Annotated in this window: 17 protein-coding genes and 1 pseudogene; 6 read left to right on the top strand and 12 right to left on the bottom strand. The window is 54.0% G+C overall.

Features of this window, described 5'->3' with window-relative positions:
• The first annotated feature begins 74 nt into the window (after positions 1-74).
• Positions 75-1,664 carry an alkaline phosphatase D family protein gene (locus tag SH248x_RS05675; RefSeq protein ID WP_459557543.1) on the top strand — a complete coding sequence of 530 codons (1,590 nt, stop codon included), beginning with the start codon at positions 75-77 and terminating at the stop codon, positions 1,662-1,664.
• Positions 1,665-1,672: 8 nt separating this feature from the next.
• On the opposite strand, the gene SH248x_RS05670 is transcribed toward SH248x_RS05675, so the two are convergent.
• Both SH248x_RS05670 and SH248x_RS05665 read right to left on the bottom strand, forming a co-directional pair.
• Positions 1,673-2,440, bottom strand: a complete 768-nt coding sequence (locus tag SH248x_RS05670) for a hypothetical protein (RefSeq protein ID WP_459557542.1) — start codon at positions 2,438-2,440, stop codon at positions 1,673-1,675.
• A 74-nt stretch (positions 2,441-2,514) separates the two neighbouring features.
• A complete protein-coding gene (locus SH248x_RS05665) occupies positions 2,515-2,832 on the bottom strand; it encodes a hypothetical protein (RefSeq protein WP_459557541.1) in 318 nt (105 codons plus the stop codon).
• A 142-nt stretch (positions 2,833-2,974) separates the two neighbouring features.
• Between SH248x_RS05665 and SH248x_RS05660 the strand changes: the two genes are divergently transcribed.
• A complete protein-coding gene (locus tag SH248x_RS05660) occupies positions 2,975-3,949 on the top strand; it encodes an RNA-binding protein (RefSeq protein WP_459557540.1) in 975 nt (324 codons plus the stop codon).
• A 133-nt stretch (positions 3,950-4,082) separates the two neighbouring features.
• On the opposite strand, the pseudogene SH248x_RS05655 reads toward SH248x_RS05660, so the two are convergent.
• From SH248x_RS05655 to SH248x_RS05635, 5 genes and pseudogenes are all read right to left on the bottom strand, one after another.
• A pseudogene (locus SH248x_RS05655) lies at positions 4,083-4,241 on the bottom strand (type II secretion system protein); the annotation flags it as partial.
• A gap of 573 nt (positions 4,242-4,814) precedes the next feature.
• Positions 4,815-5,171, bottom strand: a complete 357-nt coding sequence (locus tag SH248x_RS05650; RefSeq protein WP_459557539.1) for an ArsR/SmtB family transcription factor — start codon at positions 5,169-5,171, stop codon at positions 4,815-4,817.
• A gap of 96 nt (positions 5,172-5,267) precedes the next feature.
• Positions 5,268-6,080 (bottom strand): phosphonoacetaldehyde hydrolase, encoded by an 813-nt coding sequence (gene phnX / locus SH248x_RS05645; RefSeq protein ID WP_459557538.1) that lies wholly within the window; start codon positions 6,078-6,080, stop codon positions 5,268-5,270.
• 25 nt (positions 6,081-6,105) lie between these two features.
• Entirely contained in the window at positions 6,106-7,236 is a 1,131-nt protein-coding gene (locus tag SH248x_RS05640) for a phosphonoacetaldehyde reductase (RefSeq protein WP_459557537.1), read from the bottom strand.
• A 23-nt stretch (positions 7,237-7,259) separates the two neighbouring features.
• Complete coding sequence (locus tag SH248x_RS05635; protein WP_459557536.1) at positions 7,260-8,570, bottom strand: alkaline phosphatase D family protein; 1,311 nt, start codon at positions 8,568-8,570, stop codon at positions 7,260-7,262.
• Positions 8,571-8,869: 299 nt separating this feature from the next.
• On the opposite strand from SH248x_RS05635, the gene SH248x_RS05630 reads away from it, so the two are divergent.
• Positions 8,870-10,072: an MFS transporter gene (locus tag SH248x_RS05630; protein WP_459558589.1), complete on the top strand. Its 1,203-nt coding sequence runs from the start codon at positions 8,870-8,872 to the stop codon at positions 10,070-10,072.
• Between the two features lie 5 nt (positions 10,073-10,077).
• Here SH248x_RS05630 and SH248x_RS05625 read toward each other — a convergent pair whose 3' ends face one another.
• Together SH248x_RS05625 and SH248x_RS05620 are read right to left on the bottom strand one after the other, a co-directional pair.
• Positions 10,078-10,641 (bottom strand): cupin domain-containing protein, encoded by a 564-nt coding sequence (locus SH248x_RS05625; protein ID WP_459557535.1) that lies wholly within the window; start codon positions 10,639-10,641, stop codon positions 10,078-10,080.
• Positions 10,642-10,647: 6 nt separating this feature from the next.
• Complete coding sequence (locus SH248x_RS05620) at positions 10,648-11,214, bottom strand: hypothetical protein (protein ID WP_459557534.1); 567 nt, start codon at positions 11,212-11,214, stop codon at positions 10,648-10,650.
• A gap of 203 nt (positions 11,215-11,417) precedes the next feature.
• On the opposite strand from SH248x_RS05620, the gene SH248x_RS05615 reads away from it, so the two are divergent.
• On the top strand, positions 11,418-12,821 hold the full coding sequence (locus SH248x_RS05615) for an MFS transporter (RefSeq protein ID WP_459557533.1): 1,404 nt from the start codon (positions 11,418-11,420) through the stop codon (positions 12,819-12,821).
• A gap of 83 nt (positions 12,822-12,904) precedes the next feature.
• Here SH248x_RS05615 and SH248x_RS05610 read toward each other — a convergent pair whose 3' ends face one another.
• Positions 12,905-14,323: an MFS transporter gene (locus SH248x_RS05610; RefSeq protein WP_459557532.1), complete on the bottom strand. Its 1,419-nt coding sequence runs from the start codon at positions 14,321-14,323 to the stop codon at positions 12,905-12,907.
• 287 nt (positions 14,324-14,610) lie between these two features.
• Here SH248x_RS05610 and SH248x_RS05605 point away from each other — a divergent pair, with 287 nt between their 5' ends.
• The gene (locus SH248x_RS05605; RefSeq protein WP_459557531.1) at positions 14,611-17,679 is read left to right on the top strand and encodes a DUF1553 domain-containing protein; all 3,069 of its coding nucleotides are present in this window, start codon (positions 14,611-14,613) and stop codon (positions 17,677-17,679) included.
• A gap of 59 nt (positions 17,680-17,738) precedes the next feature.
• Positions 17,739-19,139 carry a DUF1501 domain-containing protein gene (locus tag SH248x_RS05600; protein WP_459558588.1) on the top strand — a complete coding sequence of 467 codons (1,401 nt, stop codon included), beginning with the start codon at positions 17,739-17,741 and terminating at the stop codon, positions 19,137-19,139.
• A gap of 106 nt (positions 19,140-19,245) precedes the next feature.
• Here the strand turns inward: SH248x_RS05600 and SH248x_RS05595 are convergent, their stop codons facing one another.
• Positions 19,246-20,388: a cysteine desulfurase family protein gene (locus tag SH248x_RS05595; RefSeq protein WP_459557530.1), complete on the bottom strand. Its 1,143-nt coding sequence runs from the start codon at positions 20,386-20,388 to the stop codon at positions 19,246-19,248.
• Positions 20,385-22,238: a prenyltransferase/squalene oxidase repeat-containing protein gene (locus tag SH248x_RS05590; protein WP_459557529.1), complete on the bottom strand. Its 1,854-nt coding sequence runs from the start codon at positions 22,236-22,238 to the stop codon at positions 20,385-20,387. The genes SH248x_RS05595 and SH248x_RS05590 overlap by 4 nt, the downstream gene beginning before the upstream one ends.
• Positions 22,239-22,247 lie beyond the last annotated feature (9 nt).

Raw genomic sequence — 22,247 nt, 5'->3', positions numbered from 1 at the left:
GGCAAGATTTGAGATGGTGACAACCAGATAGCATTTCCCCAGTCGCTTGCGACGCCATGGAAAGGACGTTTCCTATGTTGGATCTGAATGGTCTGCGCGATGCCGTTGGATACGAGGGTCGAGTTTCTCGACGACTGTTTCTTGCCTACGGTGCGGCTTTGAGCTCGCTGCCGTTTCTTCCTCGAACAAGTTGGGCGAACTCTGCTCCGACCTTCTCCAGTGATCCGTTTACTCTGGGAGTCGCCTCGGGAGATCCGGATGATCACAGCGTCGTATTGTGGACGAGGTTGGCTCCTTCTCCACTTCAGCCCGACGGCGGAATGGGGTTCGATGATGTCGAAGTTCAGTGGGAAGTGGCTGAAGATGAAGGCATGAAATCAATTGTCTGCAGCGGCAAAACGATTGCCCCGCAGCGACTGGCCCACTCGGTCCACGTTGAGCCGACCGGTTTGAAGCCAGATCACTGGTATTATTATCGCTTTCAGGCCGGCGATGCTGTCAGCCCGGTCGGGAAGACGCGCACGATGCCCTCGGTCGATGTGATGCCCGAGAAATTGCGATTCGCCTTTGCTTCCTGCCAGAACTGGGAAGCAGGGTTGTTCACGCCGTATCAACAGATGGTTCAGGACAATCTTGATCTCGTCTTCCACCTTGGCGATTACATTTATGAGTATGCTGCCGGCCGGAACGGGAAGGTTCGTACGCACCATGGCGACGAAATCAATTCGTTAAGTGACTACCGCATTCGTCATGCCCAATACAAGACCGATCCCGATCTGCAAGAGATGCACCGCCAATGCCCCTGGATGGTGACCTGGGACGACCACGAGTTCGACAACAACTGTGCAGACGAAATTTCGGAACAGAAGGACGTCGTTGCAGCTGACTTTCTCGTGCGACGAGCGAACGCCTATCAGGCCTACTACGAAGCCATGCCTCTGAGAGCATCATGCCTTCCCCAGGGGCCGGACATGCAGTTGTACCGCAAGGCCTCGTTCGGGCGACTGGCGGAACTCCTGGTTCTCGATACACGTCAGTATCGCAGCAACCAGCCAAACAATGACAAGCGTTCGCCACTCAATGACGAGGCGTTGAATCCTCAAGCCTCCATGCTTGGCGTCGAGCAGAAGAAGTGGTTGTACCACAATCTGGAAGAGTCCAAAGGCACCTGGAACGTCCTGGCTCAGCAGGTCATGATGGGGATGGTTGGCCATCGCATGAAAGATGATGAGCATGGCTATTCAATGGACCAGTGGCCGGGCTATGCAGCTGAGCGGATGGAACTGATGAAGTTCATGGAAATGCACCACATCAGCAATCCGATCGTCCTGACCGGCGATATCCACTCGAACTGGGCCAATGAACTCCGCGTCGATGATCGAAAGACCGATACGAAGCTCGTGGCAACGGAGTTCGTCGCGACGTCGATCTCAAGCGGCGGCAATGGTGTCGATAAGCCAAAAACGCACGATATGATCGTCGCGGACAATGCCTGCGTGAAGTTTCATAATGCACAACGTGGTTACGTCCGCTGCGAAGTGACTCCTGCGAACTGGAAGACGGATTACGTTGTTGTCGATAAAGTGATCGAACCAGGCGGGGTTTGCAGCGTGCGAACGTCGTTTGTGGTTGAGAGCAATGATCCGAGTTTGAAGCCGGCCTAGTCATAACTTCAAGTGCTGGATCCTTTCATGAAAATGGCCTCGCTGGTATTTCTCCAGCGAGGCCATTTTCGTGTTGCAATGATCGTCTTGGTAACGACTTCAACTGGAAAGCATTCTTCCTTAAAGCATTCTTGGTCTACGACTCTTCTGATTCGCTCCAGAAGGTGGCGACGAACCTTTTCTGATAGCCTGTACGTGACCGTGTCTCGTTGGTCTGATCTTCTTTCGATAATGACTTCGACAAGTCCTGAGAAGATTCTGCAGGATGCAATCATCCGTTGCAGAGGTTCTACGGGATACTCGTCAATGCTTGATGCGAAGCCTTCGATCGTGAGCAATTGAGAACTTCCGTCTGCGAGTTTCAGTTCGATCGACGGAAAGAGTTTTCCAACGAGGGACTGCATTTTCGCAACTGCCGTGACCAGCTCTCGGTCTGATGATCGCTTCGAGCTTCTTGAGTTTTCCAGGGGGCGAATGTTGCCGTCAAACGCCCACTCCACATTTGGCATCGGCGGACTCCAGCCGTTTTTACTGCATAACGCCAGATAAGCGGCTCGCGAAGCGACGTAATCATCAAACAATTTGCCCCATGTTTGGGGCTTCGGGTCGAACTCGTGCCAACGTTCATGCAGGATATCGTCAACCTCTTTGCGGTCAAGATTGAACGTGTCAGCGAGCTGTTCAAGCTTCGAATCGAGTTCTCGTCTTAGCAGACGTCCCTGCTCTATTGCTTCAGGCGATTTGTTTGATGCAGGCCGTTGCTGCTGTCCGTCCATGGATGGCCCCATGCTGGCCAGGTGAAAGACACACGCGGCGGGCCGGTGGGCATACTAGCTGTTCGGGAGCTAACCTAGCCGCGTGGGTTGTTTGACGCAGCAATTTTACCCTCAACAGACCAGCGCGGAAGAGTAACAACCGCCATTTCAAAGCAGCGTAAAAAATCACTAGAGGTAACTGGTTGGGTAGCACCCGACAGCAAATCCGCATGGCTCGGGGCGAATATGCGGTCAACCAACGGATTCATCATCCGATGGCGTACCGAACGGCGTGAAACTGTCCGCTGAAGAACTGTACTCATATAGCCAAAATTTCTTCTGATCGCAGATAGGGGGAAAACCAGCACGCGCACATTCTTAACAGGAAAGTCAAAGGTTCGTAACAACTGCAATTATATTCTCTCTCGTGAAAAGAAGTGAGTTTTTTCAACCCCGCTTAGAGGAGAATGTGCCGTGCTCGATTTCTGCTTTCGTCGACAGAAGCTCTGTCGCAACCTTGGGCCCTGCCTATTTGTGTTTTGCCTGTTAACAAGCATGTATTCATCGGCATTTGCACAGGTCGTCAGAACACTGGATGTCGAAAAACTCGACCACTCAGGACAACGTGGATTCTCATTTGACTGGATGGGCAACGGGACCCAGTCGGAAAGTTCCAGCTTATTTATTGACGACATTGAAGAAGGAATTTCACTGTCGCCTGATTCATCAGGGCTCAGTGGAAAGGTGAGACTCTATTCTGGTTTCACAGATATCATTGGTTGGTCTGGTTTCAGTGTTTACACGGAAACTGCGCAGTGGATGAACATCACTGGCCACGACCCACTGACCTGGGGAAATGGTTCGTATCACAATCAAGGCTCTTTCACAAAAGCGGTCTACGAAGTTCAACCCAGGTCGGGAACGACCGACACAAAGGGGGTTCTCGATATTGATCTTGGAGCCCTTTACTACGATTCTGAGACGGCCACGATGGAACGTGGTGGCCCCGTCGAAACGTGGATCATTCGTGAGTATCCAGCTCCTGATTGGCAAGCCGAGGATATCGAAAACGATATTCTAAGAATCGAATATGGGCGTGGTAATCAAGACTACGGACCGCTTGGCGAGTTTCATGCGACGGTGAAGTACTACAATCGTGTGGATCGACGCCTCTACACTGCTACCTTCGAAGACTTAGGGACTGCATATCTGTTTCTGCTGAGAATTCCAATGGACGTGGGCAAGCAGTATCAGATTCTTCAGTACTCAAGCGTCGGTATCTTGTTTGAGCAGCAAATCAATCTCATCCACGGCACGTCCAGCGAGCTTGAACTGTATCATTCGCTTTTAGAAGCTGGCCAGAGCCAAAACACGATCACCGGAGAATTTGGTTACTACACCAATTACCCTCCAAAACCTCATGATCCGGATGGTCCCGTTCCTTTTCCTCCTGGGGTTCCAGAGAATCTTGAAGCGATCACATTTACTCAATCACTTCTGTATCCAGAAGACGAAGAGGGAAATCACTAGTGCCTTGCTTCGCAAGGGGACATGAATGAGTTGCGTGCAGAGAGGTAAACAGGAAACTGCTTACCTCTTTTTTTATTGCGATCCGGATCTTGCAGATACCAAAGGCGGATGGCGGCGAGACCGCTGTCGCCTGCATTGCCAATTCAATCTGTTTGAGATTGTTCTGGCACTGCGATCGACGTGCAGCTTCGCGGGCCTGCTGAACAGCTGGCAGTAATATGGCGACGAGTGTCGCTATAATGGCGATCACAACCAACAGCTCAATAAGAGTAAATCCGTTTTTCTTTTTCATGGGGGCAGTTCGGGCTTTCAATAAGCAGTTGAGAAAGCGACTCAATCTAACGATCGAGATCAAAAATGCAGACGATTCGCGAAACTCAACTGTGTTAATTTACTCAGTTGAGCAGCTGGACACGAAGTTGAGTATCGCGATAGATGGGCGTTGTATCGCTTACGCACATGAAGAACGCGTTAAGCTTGGACGAAAAGAGTATCAAGGCGAGCAAAGGCTTTTTGCCACCCTACTGCACATGAATACGCGTATCATATGAGTTAGCAGCTACTGCGCACAGGCGCCAACCAGCGGTAGTCAAAAGCAAGCCGTAAACAATATTTCTTTTGCGCTCATATAGAAACCTAAATCAGCGTAAGTGTTTTTCCTCAGCAAACCTCATGTAAGATTTCCAGCTACACTTATTTACGATCGCGCTTGAGGATTAGGTAGCGATAATGACGGCGGTTTTCGCTGGCCGAGTCATGGCACCAGAGAAAGCTTGTGCGGAATGGTGCTGCAAGATCGCCGTGACTGGATGCAAGAATCTCCCTGTCATGTGATGACTCCGCATTCTTATTCTATTGAATCTTATCAGCGAGTTTCGCTTGATTTGCTCTGGACCTCCGGAACCTCAAGTCGACAGCAGCCGAGATCCAGGAACTTTCCGAGTTTGCCGCGTGAGACGAGCACATCAGCGTGCAGGCGGTAGTACATGAACCGGCCTTCTCTTCGGACTTCGACCAGATCTGCCTGTCTCATAATTTTCAGGTGATGCGAAATCGTAACGACTTCTGCATTTAAGCGGGCGGAAATATCGCTGACCGACAATTCTCCCTCGCGGAGCACATCGACAATGCGCAGGCGGTGCGGGTCGCTGAGGGCTTTCAGGCGTTCTGCGCAGAAGTCTGCCTGAAAGATGTCGTTGGTGAGGTCTTTGGGAGTCGCCATGATGCCTGCCGATTGGTAGTCAATTTCCAAGCATACTAGCTGACACATCGACAGCAAACAATTCGGACTGGAGACATCTATGCTCGTTTGAGGTGATCAGATGACCTTCGGAACGTCACAGCCAGTCGCGTTAATTCGCTCGATCAGTGCAGGCAGGTCAGAAATTGACTTCACGACGGCATGGCAACCTGCATTGCGGAAGATCTCGGCTGTCTGGTCCAGACGTTTTTCTTGAGCTGCGGTATCGAGCAAGCTCCACTCTTCATAAGTCAGGCCCGTTTCGCTGCTGCTGTCACAGACTCCGATCGACCAGCAACCTGCTGCCAGGCCGGCTTTGATATCGGCGACTGTGTCTCCCACGTTCACGATTCGAGTTGCCGGGTAGATTCCCAGTTGTTCCATCACTCGGAAGATCATCCACGGCGCTGGTCGTCCGGCTGGGACGTCGTCGGCACAGAGATTGACTTCCGGCGAGAAGCCGAGCTTCTCGGCACGCGAACGAACAGACTCGGCCGCTTTGCGGAAATAGCCTGTTGTTCCGGCGATACGAATTCCACGGTGGTTGAGCGACTTAATCGTTTCCGGCAGGCCGGGCACGAGGACGGTTGTTTCCTCGATCGACTTGAGTTGAAAGGCGATGAACTCCTCGTACATTGCGTCAACATCGCTGTCCTGCCAGCTTCGTCCGTATTCTTTTTCCCAGGTCTGTGAGACTTCCGGGCGGCTCAGGATCTCGATGAGGTGATCCCGCTTGTTTGTTCCCATCGGTCCTCGCGCGACCGCAGAGGTCACAGGAATGCGTCGACTCTCGAAGAGTTGTTGAAATGCCTTCGCTGGGGCGCAAGATCCGAAGTCGACCGTCGTGCCAGCCCAGTCAAAGATGACGAGTTCAATTTGTGATGTCTTCATCTGTCCAATTTCTCAAGAGACTTTTTTAAACGTAGAGAAGCTCAACCAGGGATTCTGGTGTTGTCTGACGGGGATTGTTGTGCATTCGCTGCAGATTGACCGCAGCGATGATCCGATCGATCTGCTCGCGCGAGGTGATGCCTGCTTCTGAGAGACTTGCAGGGCAGCCGACTTCTTTGAGCAGTTTGAGGATTCTGTTCGAGGCGTCTTGAACGTCGCTGGCGTTGAGTGCCTTGAGGATCAATCCAATGCGTTGACGTACATCGCTGGCGCCCCGAGGATCGGCGCAGTCGATATCGTTGACTTCAGAATTGAATTGCAGCATCGGCGACAATGTGAGTGCAACCGCAATGCCGTGGGGGATTCCGTAGGAAGAGGTCATGGGATAAGACAACGCATGACAGGCTGTGGTTCTGGTGATGTTGATTGCACGTCCGGCGAGATTCGATGCCCGGCACATCGCGAATCGCGACTCGGGTGTCGGTGACGTCGTTGCCTCTGGCAGGTACTGATAGGCCAGTGATACTGCTTCACAGGCGAGCCTCATTGACTCGTCTGTTGCACCGACCGCCCAGATTGACTCAATCGCCTGGCAGAAGGCATCCAGTCCAGTCGCTGCCGTCACTGCAGACGGAAGGGTTGCCATGAGTTGTGGATCAATGATCGCGATATCAGGCAGTAACGACGGATGATCGAGCGAATACTTCTTGCCATCGACGTAGACAACTGCAAACTGCGTCGCCTCACTGCCGGTCCCCGCTGTGGTGGGGATGACGATCAGTGTCGTTTGTCTTGGTCGAAGGTCTTCTTCGCCGTAGATAACAAGAAGTGGATTTTCCTGCCCGGCCAGACCGCTGATGAGTTTGGCCATGTCGATCGCTGTACCGCCCCCTAACGCGATGACGACATCGGGCTGGGCTTGCCGATAGACAGTCAATCCTTTTTGGACATCGTCCAATTGTGGATTCGGCCGGAAGTCCGTAAATGTCGTGACTCGATGAGCTTTCCAGAACGAAGCAAGAACTGCATCTGCTCCCGAGTTTCGATACGCTGACTCATCAATCACCGCGAAGATGTTTCGAGGATTCGCAAAGTCCGGAAGGGTCTGCAACTGGGACAGACTCTGAGAACTTAAATAGGTTTGTTGCTGGTTCATTCGTTTTGAGTTCGTTCTACTGTTCACGCTTTCTTGAAGTCTGCTTCGGTTACATTCAACGCCCACATTTCCTGCCCATCCATTTGCACCCATTCTGCTTTGAGAGTCGCGGGTGACTGAGTGGCATCAACGTCGAGTTTCAGCCAGACATGCGGCGTTGCAGATCCCATCACGAGATCGGGGTGAGGCACATTCAGCGAAGGGATGACCCGGTCATGAATGGGTGAGACGATCAGTTGATGCAGAGGATAACCGACGACGACTTCCGTGTTGTATTTCAATAACCGGGAACAATGGATATCTCCACCGATCAGGAGCACACCGGAGATGTCATGCTTGCCGATGAATTCAAAGAGGGCCTGACGCTCGTAGGAGTAAGTGCCCCAGTCGTCCTTTTCACGGTTTTCCTTATCATCCCAGATCATCCCGCAGGCGATAATTTTGAACGTCGCCTTGGATGACTTGAGTGAGTTGAGCAGCCAGGTCCATTGTTTTTCACCGAGCAGTGTGGGCTTGGCGGGATCAACGGGAGACGGTTCCGTCTGAGAGAACCAGCGTGTATCGAGGAGGAAGACTTCCACCGGGCCGTACTGGAACTTGCAATAGATCCCCTGGTCGTCATAGCCATCTTGAGGATTGGCGCGATATTCGACGAAGGCCTTGCGGTTATTGACCTTCTCCTTCACGCGACCATCAGTGTCGTTGCCGGCGAAGTCATGATCGTCCCATGTTCCCCAGGTCGGCGTGTGTCGAACCAGACGGGCCAGTTCTGGCACGGAGAGAAACTCGCGGTGCTTTTGTCTGGCGACATCCAGCTTTGTCGAATCAATATAGGGCGTATCGCCGAGGAGCACGAGTCCATCGACTTTTTCCTGCTCGATGTCTGCCCACAACTTCAGCGACTTGCTCGGTGCACATGACCCGAGTGCCAGCGTGACTTTCGTCTTTTCACCAGCGATGGGAGCAGTCTGAAAGTAGCAATCGTCGTCCGCGACAAGTTCTGTGGAGCCGCTGAGTATTTTATAACGGTAGCTGGTGGACGGTTTCAGTCGGGAGAGATTCCAGACTATGCAGAAATCGTTCTCTTCGCGTGAAACAGCGGAGAATGTCCGCGTATCACGGTCATTGTCTCGATTCGTGACGATCAGTTCGAACTTGCCGGGAACGCCGGGACGTAACCAGATCCTGGCTGTCGATTCGCCGACATGCCCTACCATTGGTCCAACGAGTTCCGTCGCCGCATTGATGGTGCTGGAAAAGACAGGGAGTGTCGAGAGCCCCAACGGAACGGCTGCAAGAGCCGAATTGAAATGGCGGCGAGTCAAGTCATTCATGATTCTTAGCCCTCTCGACAGGTCGGTCACTGGCACCGATTTCATTGTGTTCAACTTATGTGATCTTGAATCACTACGACCATCATGCCATAGTGTTTCCTGCAAATCAACATTGTTTCATGAAAGATCTGTTAAGATCTCTCCGAGCTGCTTCCATCCTCCGTCACACTCCCTATTTTTGGCTTTGATAGTTTCGATACGATCACGTTCACTCCAACAGACCGGCAGGATCAGTGGCAGCCCCCCAAGAGTTACCAGCTGGGTTTCGAAGCTATCAATGGCGTGTTTTGCTGGCGACGATGTTCTGCTATCTGTTCTTCTACACAGGACGCCAGACATTCGGCTTCGCGATTCCTGGCATTGAAAAAGAACTCGGCATCTCGAAAGCGACGTTAGGCTGGGCAAGTGCAGCATTGCTTTGGACCTATGCCATCGGCCAGTTCGTCAATGGGAATCTGGGTGACCAGTACGGCGGGCGTCGATTGATGGCGATCGGTGCCTGGTTATCCTGCGGATTGAACTGGATCGTCAGCTTCGGGCAGTCAGCGTGGGGAATTGGCATTCCCTGGGCCATGAACGGCTACGCCCAGTCACTTGGCTGGGCTCCGGGAAGCAAGGTCCTGTCCAACTGGTTCAGTCATAATGAACGAGGCATGGCCTACGGCGGTTACCTCTTTGCGGCAGGATGCTCCTCAGTCCTGGCATTCGCGACCTCGACTCTCATCCTGGAATTCGAGCTCGGTTGGCGATGGATCTTTCGAATCCCTGTCCTGTTACTTCTCTTGGGGGGAACCGTCTACTATCTGCTCGTTCGCGACAAACCTGAAGATGCGGGCTTCCCTGCCATCGAAGAAACAGTCGTCAAAACTGACGAACAACCGGCGGGCGAGACGCTGTCGGCATGGGAACGCTATCGAATTGCACTCACCAATAGATCGTTTCTCATCGCGAGCCTGGCGATCGGCTTTCAAAATACAGCCCGCTATGGACTGCTTATCTGGGTTCCCGTCCATTTTCTTGGGGAGCATGGGAAAGAATCGACAGGAAAGTGGATCAGCTTGGCGCTCCCGATTGGCATGGCGCTTGGCGCGATTGCCAGCGGCTGGGTGTCCGATGTCTTGCTGAAAGGGAATCGTTCGCGAGTGATCGGACTGTTTCTGGGAGCAGCAGCGGCTTGTTCACTCGGAATGTCGTATCTGGATCGCGGAAGTCTGTTTGGAATCGTCCTGCTGTTTCTGACAGGCTTTTTCGCGTATGGCCCGCAATCAGCCTTCTGGGCATTGTGTCCCGATCTCCTGGGGAAACGACTCGCTGGCACGGGGACAGGCGTGATGAACACAGCCGCCTATGCATTTGCTGGCTTTGGCGAGCCTCTGATCGGATGGATCATCGATCAGAGGAATGATACTTCAATGATTTTCACCATTGTCGCGGTGTCGTGTACTGCTGGCGCAGTACTTTCCTGTTTCATACGAGAACCCGATTCCCGTCAACCCGGCTGACAGCATCAATCGGAGGGGTTCTGGAATACACACAGGACCGTTGCTGAATTCTCGCTGGTGTTGATCAGGCGATGCGGAATCGTGGCATCGAAGTAGAGGGAATCGCCAGCCGACAGGGAATGAATCTGTTCGTCATATTCAAACTGGACTGTGCCATCTTGAACGAACAAGAACTCTTCGCCCGGGTGCGGCAAGGCTTCTTCCCGCGATACGCCGGAGGGAATCGTCACCAGAAACGGGTCCATGGAACGGGAAGCCCGTTTGTGTGCCAGTGATTCGTAAACGGACGTGTTCTGTGCGGAACTGTTTCGATCGATCTGCTTACGTTCATCGGCCCGGACTATCACAATAGCCGGCCTGTCGTCCAGACCTTCAAAGAGCTTCGACAATGGCACGCCGAGTGCCTTGGCGACTTCCCCCAGGGCTGGCAGAGAAGGCGTGACGCGGAAGTTTTCGACTTTCGAAAGCCAGCTGCGAGTTTGTCCCGCTCTTGCGGCGACGTCTTCCAGAGTCAGACGCTGATCGAGTCGATGATTTCGAATACGCTGTGCAAGTTCAACAAGATTCATAGATTTTCACGACATCCCATCTTGAGCAAATACTTCGCGCATCTTGCGCGGCGATTCTGACACGGTACTCATACCGACTTTTAAAACAATGACGTGCACGTGAATTCTACGTTTTTTCATGCTCTGCTTTCCATCTGTTCTGAGGAAATTGGTAGGTAACGTGATCAAACAGCCAAGTCCTTGTCTAAACCGTCGGCAGTTTGAGCCGTCGAACATTCCTGCATCAATCCCGCTCGATCGCCGTGGGACCAGTTTAAAGAGCGGAAGTTGACGCGGGGTGAAAGTGTATTTGTGTTTTGGCAGCAGGCTTTGGCGATTGATCCAGAAATTGTGATCTGATGTGAGCTGATCGGCGTAACGACTGAGTCCGATTGGGAATGCGAAGTTGCTTTGAAGTCTTTGTCGAAGCGGAAGAATCAATTGACGACTATTGATTCTTGCCGTTTTTGACGCAATACTGGCCCGGGAACTACTACCTGATCTTGCGTTGAGCGTGCGGTCCTGGATCGCTTTTTGAGACGTATGGACGATAAAAGCCGAGGCATCTGTTGATGTTCGGTTGACCTGTAACATGTCTTTAGCTCTGCTATTGGTCAGCGCAAGGTTTGACGAGCGGATCCATTTTCTTCATGCGGATCCTTCGTTGTAAAACGCCACAAACTTGCCTGGTCGCTTTTGGTCGGCTCTGATTTTTTCTCGGTAATGTCTCAGCACAAGCCGATGAACTGGTCAGTCCACATGAGGCGTACCCAGGCGCAAATTCCCGAAAGCAACTCATGGAAATCCCGCATCTGGATCTGCCCACCCCGTCCCCAGAAGAGCAGGCGAAAGTCAATTCCACGAATTGGTTCAAGCTTCTCAATCGCTATCACTGGTTCGTGTTGATTGTCGCAGCTCTTGGCTGGCTGTTTGACACGATGGATCAGCAGCTGTTCAACCTGGCCCGCGTTCCAGCCCTTAAAGCACTTTCTGGTGCGGGCGATCAAGCCGCGATTGCCCATTTCGTCGATCAGTATAGTGGATTGGTGACGGCCGTTTTCATGATTGGTTGGGCCACTGGTGGTTTGATCTTCGGAAAAATGGGAGATACTTACGGTCGGGCCAAAGTCATGGCCTGGACGATTCTTGTCTATTCTGTTTTCACGGGTTTGAGCGCGTTTTCGGTCTCGATCTGGGACTTTATGGCGTATCGCTTCCTGACGGGGCTGGGAGTTGGTGGTGAGTTTGCAGTGGGTGTTGCACTCGTTGCAGAAGTCATGCCCGCCAGAGCTCGGCCGCATGCCCTGGGACTGCTCCAGTCTCTGTCAGCGGTTGGAAACATTCTTGCAGGACTGCTGGGGATTCTCTTCGGAAGCCTGGAGGAATCGGGTGCGATTGGTGACGCCTGGCGTTGGATGTTCGTTGTCGGTGCTCTCCCTGCCCTGCTCGTTCTGGTCATTCGTCGCAGTCTCAAAGAGCCTGAGTCGTGGCAGAAAATGCACGCTGCAGAAGACAGTACAAATACAACTGCTGCTTCCAAAGCGAAAGTTGCAGGTTCCTATGCTGCCCTCTTCCAGGACGCCCGTTGGCGACACAATGCCATCGTGGGCCTTTTGATTGCGTTCTCAGGAGTTGTGGGTGTCTGGGGGATCGCGTTCTTCGTTTTCGACTTGCTGGGACGTGTTTTGCAAGCCCAGGAAATGTCCAGCGGAAATATCGCGAAGTGGAAAGGGATCGCCTTGATGATGTTCCACCTCGGAGGATTCTTCGGCATGTATTTCTTCGCGGGAGTGAGCCAAAACATCGGGAGACGAGGAGCATTTGCTGTCTGCTTTACGCTCGCAGCCTCGGTCACACTCTTCGTCTTCGCCCAACTCAACCAGTTGAACGATCTGTTCTGGATGATGCCGATCATGGGCTTCTGCGTCATGTCGCCGTTCGGTGGTTATGCAGTCTATCTGCCAGAACTCTTTCCGACTCACCTTCGCAGCACGGGGACATCGTTTTGCTATAACGTGGGTCGATTCATCGCCGCGACTGGCCCTCTGACGCTGGGCATTCTTACCAGTGTGGTCTTTGTCGAATACAATCCGGTCGACCGCTTCCGTTATGCCGGTATGGCGATGTGCAGCGTATATCTGATTGGTTTGCTAGCCCTCCCATTCGCACCGGAAACCAAGGGGAAACCACTTCCGGAGTGATGCCAGGAAAGACGACTGAAAATAAAAGAGCCGCGCTGGAGAGACTCCAGCGCGGCTCTTTTTGTGCTTGCTTTGGAAAGGTATCAATGACCTTCTTCCGTCGCGGGATTCGGCTCTCTCAATGCCCAGAGCAGGATGACGATGAACAGAGAAAGTCCACCGGTCACGAGGGCAGCGGAGTAGCCCATTTTTCCTGCAGGGTTTGCTCCTGGAATATATTCCCTGGTGGCTAGATAACTTGCTGTGACCCATGCAAAGCTCGTTCCCAGCATTCGACCACCCACGTTGGCTGCCATACTCTCACCGGTTCCCCTCAGGTGCAGTGGGAAGACACGTGGAAGATAGTTCCCCCAGAAGCTGAACTGGCCGACAATGAGAAACCCGGCCATAAAGACCCAGAAGCTGATTGTTGAAATCGGGAGAGTCATCCATTCTCCGTAGTAAGTCGATTGCCCATTGGCCATCTGATAAAACAGAAACGGCAGGACAAACAGGGCCGGGATCGCAAACGTCGCCAACAGCAGACGTCGAGAGACAATGAAGATGGCCAGCGTTGCCATCACGATTCGCCCGGTCAGCCCACCAAACTCCTGAATCTTGGTGTATTCCGTTCCCGCTTTCTGCTGCATCTTTCTGGCTTCCGGAGGAGGCAGTTTGGAAGCTGCTTCTTTTACCTCGGGGAGATTCGGGACGATCTGTGGGATCTGCTGAACACCGCCAAATGCCAGTCCAAAACTGGCACCGACCAGTAACGTCGTCAGGATGGTCGTGCGACGAAGTTCTGGTCTGAAGAGTTCCATGATCGAGGGACGCTTGAGAGTACCGGCCAGCTTCTTCTCTTTCCATTTTGGCGACTCTGGAAGAAACGGACGCAGGATGACCAGAGGGATGGCAGGAATCAGCCCTGACATGAGTGTGTAACGCCAGACGGCATTGGGGTCTTTGATTTCCCCGAACATGGATGCCATTTGTGCTGCGAACGGCATGTTGCCAAGCTCAATGGTTCCCAGCCAGCTGTTGATCACAGCCACCATCAATCCGCCGATCGACCCGAATGCCTGCGTGTAACCAATCACCGCTTCGCGTCGTTTGGGATCATCGAAGAGTTCTGACAGCCAGGCAATCGCGGCGACGAATTCCACACAGACCCCAATGAACACCAGACATCGGCAAATCAGCAGCATCTCGACAGAAGTCGAATAGCCCGCCACAAACGCCGATCCTGCATACAGAAAGATACTTCCCGCGAGAACACGTCGACGACCGAAGCGGTCTGTCAACCAGCCTCCGAGCAGTCCAAAAATTCCTCCTGCGAAAGCAGGAATGAAGAAGAGACGTCCCAGCCACATTTGAAACTCGGGGCTGCCCGGTGCGGCACCGATTAGCTCCTGCAGGGCCGGCCTGAGGACCAGTGGCAGCATCAGCAGTTCGTAGGTATCAAATGCAAATCCAATTGCAGCCGTGGCACACACCAGCCACTGCACGAGAGTCAAACGCCCCATCGGCCTATCCTTCTCAGAGAGCAAAATAAGAGGTCAAAGACTGAGCTTATCCATGTATGCGGATTTCACAAGTCCGATGTATCAACTGTTAGTTCAACATAAATCGTTTCAACAAGTTTGTCCATTTCGAGATTTCTCGTTCGTTCAGACGGAAATTCTAACACCGTAGAATTACTTCGCTGAACCATAAAACCGGCACTTCCCTCTGGTATGTCGGAACTGATGACGCCAAAATACAGTCCCGCCTGCAAGTCTCTCTCCCCGCCCTCCCGCAGAGGACTCCCGCCTTGAGACCCACCCATTGGTTGCGACCAATCCTGTTTTCGATCTCGGTTTGCTTTGTCGCGGGCTCGTCAACTCAGTCCTGCTTCGCGGATGATGCAACATCCAAAGACGAGCAACTGACGTTTTTTGAAACCAAGGTCCGCCCCGTTCTCGCTGAGCACTGCTATAGTTGTCACGCTGCGGATGCGAAGTCGATCAAAGCGGGGCTGTCGCTCGACTCACGTAATGGCCTGATGACTGGCGGCGACAGTGGTCCTTCGATTGTTCCGGGCAAGCCAGAGGAAAGCCTCTTCGTCGAAGCGATCCGATATGAGTCCTACCAGATGCCTCCGAAAGGGAAGCTGGCTGAGGAACAGATTCGTGATCTTTCGACCTGGATCAAATTGGGTGCGCCGTGGCCCGAGGAGCCAGCCCCGAAGGCCGGTGCCAAACGTCCGACCTTCGATATTGCACAGCGGAAACAGGAACATTGGGTCTGGCAGCCGATTCAGAATCCTGCTGTCCCCGATGTGACGGATCAAGACTGGCCGAAAAGCAGCATCGACTTTTTCATCCTTTCGACTCTGGAGAAGGAAGGCCTCACGCCCGCTAAGCCCGTTGATCGACGCGGCCTCATCCGTCGACTTAACTTTGACCTGATCGGGCTTCCTCCAACTCCGGCAGAGGTCGATGCTTTCGTCAAAGATTCCTCGAATGATGCTATTGAGAAAGTCGTCGAACGCCTTCTCGCCTCGCCGCAGTTCGGCGAACGCTGGGGGCGACACTGGCTTGACCTAGTGAGATACAGCGAATCACGTGGTCATGAGTTCGACTACGATATTGCGGACGCGTACCAGTACCGTGATTATGTCATCCGCATGTTCAATGCTGATGTGCCGTACGATCAAGTTGTTCGTGAACACATCGCCGGCGATCTGGTCCATCAACCACGCATCAACCGAGAGAAGGGTTTCAACGAGTCGATTCTCGGGACTGGCTTCTGGCATCTTGGCGAAGGCGTTCACTCTCCTGTTGAGACACGCAAAGACGAGTCCGACCGCTTTGACAACATGATTGACGTCATGAGCAAGACGTTCCTGGGCGTCACGGTCGCTTGCGCTCGTTGTCATGATCACAAGTTCGATGCCATCTCGACGGCAGACTATTATGCCCTCTCTGGTTTTCTCCAAGGCAGTGACTACCGACTGGTCCCGTTCGAATCGCTGGAGCAGAACAAGATCATTGACCTGCGATTGAATCACCTCGATCAGGATTTTCGTCAGCGGATCACCATCGCAGTCAACGAGACGTCACAAAACCTGCTGGAGAATCTTGAGAAATCGGTCGCTGCGCATCTTGCTTCGGCAGAAAAGCCTGCTGCGGAGAAAGTCATCTTCGACGCGATGGAACCCTCGTTAACTCCGTTGCCACAGGATGGGTTCATCTTCGGTCATGCTCCTGTGTCTGTCGGTGAACTCATGGTCGAGTCGACACCTGGCAGTGACAAGCCATCGCTCAAAGTTGCCACGCATGCGTCATTGCGAAACGATCCATTCTGGAACGGACTCAAGCACGAGCACGGCCGAGGATTGATCCGCGGGGCGAAACTCGAATCAATTCCTCGCAGCGGCCGGACTGTCCGGACGAAAACCATCGAATTGACTGATGGGAAGGTCGACTGCCGCGTGCGTGGTGCGGGCTGGATTGTCGCGTGTGTGGATTCGCACCGGATTGTCGATGGGCCCTTGCACTATGAAACGATCGCTGAGGTCAATTCTCCTAATCAATCAACATGGGTTCGACTTCACCTCGGTCGGTACATCGGGCATCGACTTCACTTCGAATTCACGCCCAAACAAGATGAAGTCATTGAAGTCCAGTTTGTTGCGCAAGGGCTCTCGGAACAGTCGAAACAGAACTATGAATCGCTGGAATCGACTCTTTCGCAAGAAGTCACGAAAACTCAAGCAACGATTGATCATCTCCTCCAGCAAGCGGATCCATCGGTTCAGGAACTCAAGGATCTCGTCGTTACGTGGAACCGGGAGCGACTGGCTCTCAGCGAGCAGTTTCGAAAGTCCTCTCTGCTCGCCCCGTCGATGTTAGATGGTGATGGCGAAGATGATCACATTCTTATTCGCGGCAGTGCCTCCAATCCCGGGCCGATTGTCCCGCGTCGGTTTCTCGAAGTTCTTGATGGTTCTGATCCACTCCAGGTTCCGTCCGGGAGTGGTCGCTTCCAACTCGCTGAGCGTATCAATGCGTTGGACAACCCGCTGACTCACCGCGTCATCGTTAACCGTATCTGGCATCACCTGATGGGCCGAGGCATTGTTGCTTCGACAGATGATTTCGGCGTGTTAGGACGACGGCCCACGCATCCAGAACTTCTCGACCATCTCGCGACAAAGTTCCGCGAGCAAGGGCTGTCCATCAAGTCGATGATTCGGTCGATCGTCCTCTCGAAGACGTATCAGATGTCCTCGCTCGCCGAGGCAACGAGTGTCGAAAAAGATCCCGCCAACCTGCTTTGGCATCATGTTCCTCCGAAAAGACTTCAAGCCGAAGCAATACGCGATGCCATGCTCGCTGTCTCCGGGCGACTGGATTTGACGCCGGGCGGGCCTTCTGTTCCTGTTCACCTCACGTCATTCATGGAAGGTCGAGGACGCCCGCCCCGCAATGGTCCGCTCGATGGAGCTGGCAGACGCTCGATCTATCTCGAATCGCGACGCAACTTTCTCTCGCCGTTCATGTCGACGTTCGATGCTCCGACACCCTTCAGTTCGATGGGCAAACGGAACGTCTCCAACGTCCCTGCCCAGGCACTCATCCTGATGAACGACCCGCTGGTCCACGAACTATCAACCAGCTGGGCTAAACGAGCAATTGCCGAAAAACCTGATCCGGCTGATATCGCTGCAAGAGTCACCTGGCTTTACGAAACCGCCTTCTCGCGACCTCCCTCCGACGAGGAGTTCGCGATCGCGAAGCAGTTCATCGAGTCGCTGCAGGACTCGAACCCAGAACTTGCCTGGTCGCATTACGCCCATCTGCTCATGAATACCAAGGAGTTCATATTCCTCCGATGACAACTCCCATTCCGTATCCATGTGGTCGAATGCTGCGGCCGATGATGTCACGTCGTGAGATGCTCGTCCGATGTGCGAATGGTTTCGGGGCCGTCGCTTTGTCGACGCTGCTTCAAGACCGCGCGTATGGCGGGAGCCCGTTACCTCCCTCGGACGTCAAAGCTGACAACGCCCTTCATGGAACTCATCATACGCCGAAAGCAAAATCGGTCATCTTTCTGTTCATGGATGGAGGTCCTTCGCAGATCGATACGTTCGATCCCAAGCCGATGCTCGAGAAGTATCACGGCGAAGATCCTTCCAAACTCTTCAGCGTCCAGGCGACACAGTTCAATAACAATGGAACCGTGCTCGCCAGCCCATGGAAGTTCAACAAGTACGGCCAGTCTGGTATCCCGGTCAGCGATCTGTTCCCTCACATAGCGACCTGCGTCGACGAGATGGCTGTCGTCCGTTCGATGGTCTCAGAATTTCCCGAACACACGTTCGCCAACTACTTCCTCCACACCGGCAGCGGTCTGCAGGGACGTCCCTCGATGGGGGCATGGACGGTTTACGGCCTGGGCAGCGAGTCTCAAAATCTCCCGGGCTTCGTGGTCATCAATGGCGGCTTGATTCCTCCCGGCGGACTGGACTGTTTCGGCAGTGGATTTCTCCCGGCCAGTTACCAGGGTTCCGTCTTTAAGCCGTCCGGAACCGCCGTCGCCAATGTTGCACCGCTCGAAATACAGTCGCAGTTGCAACGCAGTAAACTGGATGTCGCCAGCCAGCTCGACGCGATCGCAGCTTCGCAGTATGGCAAGCATGACCAGATCGATTCCGCCATCCGCAACTACGAACTGGCTTACAAAATGCAGATGGCGGTCCCGGAACTGATGGAGTTCAATGACGAGCCCGAACATATCCGCAAGATGTACGGCATGGATGCGGAGTATGACAAGACTCGCATTTTCGGAGCCGAGTGCCTGCTCGCGCGACGTATGGTTGAACGTGGCGTGCGGTTCGTCGAACTGACCTGCCCCAACACTGGCAACGACCGCTGGGACCAGCATAGCAATTTGAAGAAGGGGCACGAAGACAACGCCCGCGCCGTTGATCAGCCCGTCGCAGGGTTGCTCAAGGACCTGCGACAACGCGGCCTGCTGGATGAAACACTCGTTGTCTTCGCCGGCGAATTCGGGCGTACCCCGTTCGCACAAGGCAAAGACGGCCGCGACCACAACCAATATGGCTTCAGCATCTGGCTGGCCGGCGGCGGTGTCAAAGGGGGAACCATCTATGGCGCCACCGACGAATGGGGCTATCACGCGATCGAAGGTCGCAGTGAAATTCACGACCTCCACGCCACGATGCTGCATCTCCTCGGCGTCGACCACACCCGCTCCACCTTCCGCTTCGGCGGCAGAGATATGCGTCTGACTGACGTCAAAGGTCACGTCATCAAAGACATTCTGGCTTGATCGTTCCTTCTCCCTTGAGGGGAGAAGGTGCCCGAAGGGCGGATGAGGGTGAGCGCTAGGCAATGGAAATCCCACATTCGCAAATACGCCGCAGGCAACAGGCCCCTTATCCCCCGACCGGCCCCAACAACAACCGCTCTCGCACTTTCACAAGCGCCTCTCGAAACGCTGCTCGCTCGACTCCATGATGCCACGAGATCCGAACCGCGCCATCAATCTTCGGCGACGTCACTCCCATCGCTGCCAGCACATGGCTGGCGGTCGCACAGACGGTCGTGCAGGCGGCCCCATCGGACACCGCAACCAGATCGTCCAGCGATTCCAGCAACTGATCCGCATCCCAGCCATCAAACGACACATTGACGACATGCGGCAACGTATCCTCTCCATGATAGACCGGCTGCAGCGGCGCGAAGATCTCCAAGAGATCACCTCTCAACTGTCGACAATGGCTTGCACGGCTTACATGCTCGGTTGCTGCGATCTCGGCAGCCAGTCCAAACCCAAGAATGAGCGCCACAGGTAGCGTTCCCGCGCGAAGTCCCAACTCCTGCCCGCCACCATAAAACAGCGGTTGTAACGGCGGGAGTTCTCCGTGACGACGTCGCGTCACCAACGCCCCGACTCCTTGTGGGCCGTGAATCTTATGACTGCTGACGCTGATCAGATCGATGCGAGGATGCGTCAGCGGCTCGAACTCTTTGCCGTATCCCTGAGCAGCATCGACATGAAACCAGGGACCGTCTGCTGGCAGTCGTGCTGCGATCTCAGACACTGGTTGTCGGACCCCCGTCTCATTGTTGACCTGCATTAGACTAACGAGGAGCGTATCATCGCGTACAGCATCGATCATCGCGTCGGCGGTCACGGCCCCAGACTTTTCGGGCTTGATCAGCGTCAACTCGAAGCCCTGCGTCGCCAGATACTGTAGCGGCTCCAGGACCGCTTTGTGCTCAATCGACGTGCTGACGAGATGCTTTTTCCCCGTCTGACGACCATGCTCCGCCAGTCCGAGAATGGCGAGGTTATTGCTCTCCGTGGCGCCGCTGGTGAAAATGACCTCGTGACGACGAGCCGCAATCGGCTGCGCGATCTGATCACGGGCATCATTGACGGCTTTCTTCGCGTCTCGACCAAAGCGATGTGGACTGCCAGCGTTCATCGGGCCGCGCTCGAACGCTTCGATCATCAGCTGCCTGACGCGAGGATCGAGCGGCGTTGTGGCATTGGCATCCAGATAGAGAGTCATCGGGACTCCTCGATGACGACAGACTCACGTTCCAACACCAAGGACGCTTTTTCCAACGCAGCGACTGTGTAAACGACAGGATAAAGCTTTTCGTAATACCACAACTTGGCGAAGTAAAACCCGATCGGGGCAACCGGAAAGTCACATCCATTTTTCGTCGCGTGATCGAGGTAGGAAAGTCCACGCTTCAATGATGGTAAGGGAAGCAATCCATCGTCTTCCCGACTTGGATGATTCATCATCGCTGCCAGGGCATCAATCGTCAGTGCTGTTTCTTCGATCGACGATGGACATCCCTGATCGCCGCCCCATCCCCCGTCTGTATTTTGACAAGACATGAGATACCCCACTGCCCGCTGTATCATGCTCTCCGTGTCCACCGTCCGACGTTCCTCGATGAGGGCCAAAAGAACGCGGGACGTCCCATAAACAGGATTTTCTTCTTCTGCAGCATGCTGATTCCCGAACCACAATGGGACCCAGGCTCCATTGCCTCGTTGCTGCTTTTTCAAATAGTCGAGCGCCTTTGCTCGCCCTCGCTCGATTCTCTGCTGGAGGTCTTGTGGACAGACGCTTTCCCAGGCACGCCAGGCTCTCAGCGTATGAGCCGTCAAGTCATTACTGCTGCGGTCAAATGGCAGGTTGGCCCACCCGCGACAGAATGTCGGAATCCCCCCATCCCGGTTCTGCAAATCCAGCAACCAGTTCACACCATGACGTGCCGCGTCTCGAATCGCTTCCGAGCCGTCATCCAGTTTTTGAATTGCCAGCAGCGCGCCGGGCGTATCATCGGCATCTGGCACACCGCCGGTCAGATCGGTCCACGCCCACCCGCCGGGGGCTGCATTCGTGTAAGGATGGACGACCCGGTACTGCTGATTGAGCAACCAGTCTCGAATTGGCTTCTGATCGTCATCTGCTAATGGCTCGCCACCCGCGGACAGCGCATTCACAGACAAAGTCGTCCCCCAGGTCGCGAGATTCGTATCAATCGGCCAGCTGCCATCTTCTCGAAACGACTGCCGGAGAAACTCGATTCCCGACGTGACGACGGGATGGTCATGCTCTTCGCAGCCCAACAGACTCATCACAACGAAACTCGTCAGCGGCGTTGCTTCCAGGAATCCGCCACTGGTCGGCTGGATCTTCTTCAGTAGTCGCAAGGTCGGCTCAATGACATGATTCCGCATCAGGCGCAACAGCGGATTCAGACTCGGCCGGTTGTGATGGCGGACCTGACCGATTGCAATCAGCGCGGGCAATGCATAACTGACGACTGGCAGTTGCATCGCTGCAAACCAGGACTGCGGAAACCAGGCCAGTTCGAACGGCAATTGCGGAACGAGCTTCCAGGCGTTTGCACCGTCACCAAGTCGCCAGGATAACGCCAATGCCGTCAGGATCGGGACGGAAAAGGTCTGGTCCTTGCCGTATCGTTTGCGAATCGCTCGCGCGAGTTTTCTGGGAGTCAAGCCGCCGGCTTTTGCTGTCAACCAGGCTTCGCAGCGCTCAACAACATCTGCAAACTCATGGTCCCGGCCTCTGAAGGCAGCCCAGACCAGACATGTCGTGCTGATGTTACTGAAACTCAGCGTCGTATCCCCCCAGCCACCATCCTGGTTTTGAGTATCGCGCAACCAGCATAGTCCACGCTCAACTTGAGTTCTCAGTTCTTCGTTGGGGCCCGTTTGACGCAGATAATCCCGTATCGCGCAAACCGCGGTGGCTGTTGAAAGCGCGCTGCTGGAGAGTTCTCCTTCCCAGCAACCATTCCCAATACGCTGATCGAATAAATACTGACGAGCATTCACTCGCATCTGTTCAAATATTTGATACTCGTCAGCGTTCACGTCATCGCC

Origin of the sequence: Lacunimicrobium album (genome assembly GCF_052161635.1) — a bacterium.
In the GTDB taxonomy this organism is placed as follows: domain Bacteria; phylum Planctomycetota; class Planctomycetia; order Planctomycetales; family Planctomycetaceae; genus SXPC01.
The sequence above is the reverse complement of the archived record's forward strand: the minus strand, read 5'-3'. Positions and strand labels throughout refer to the sequence as shown.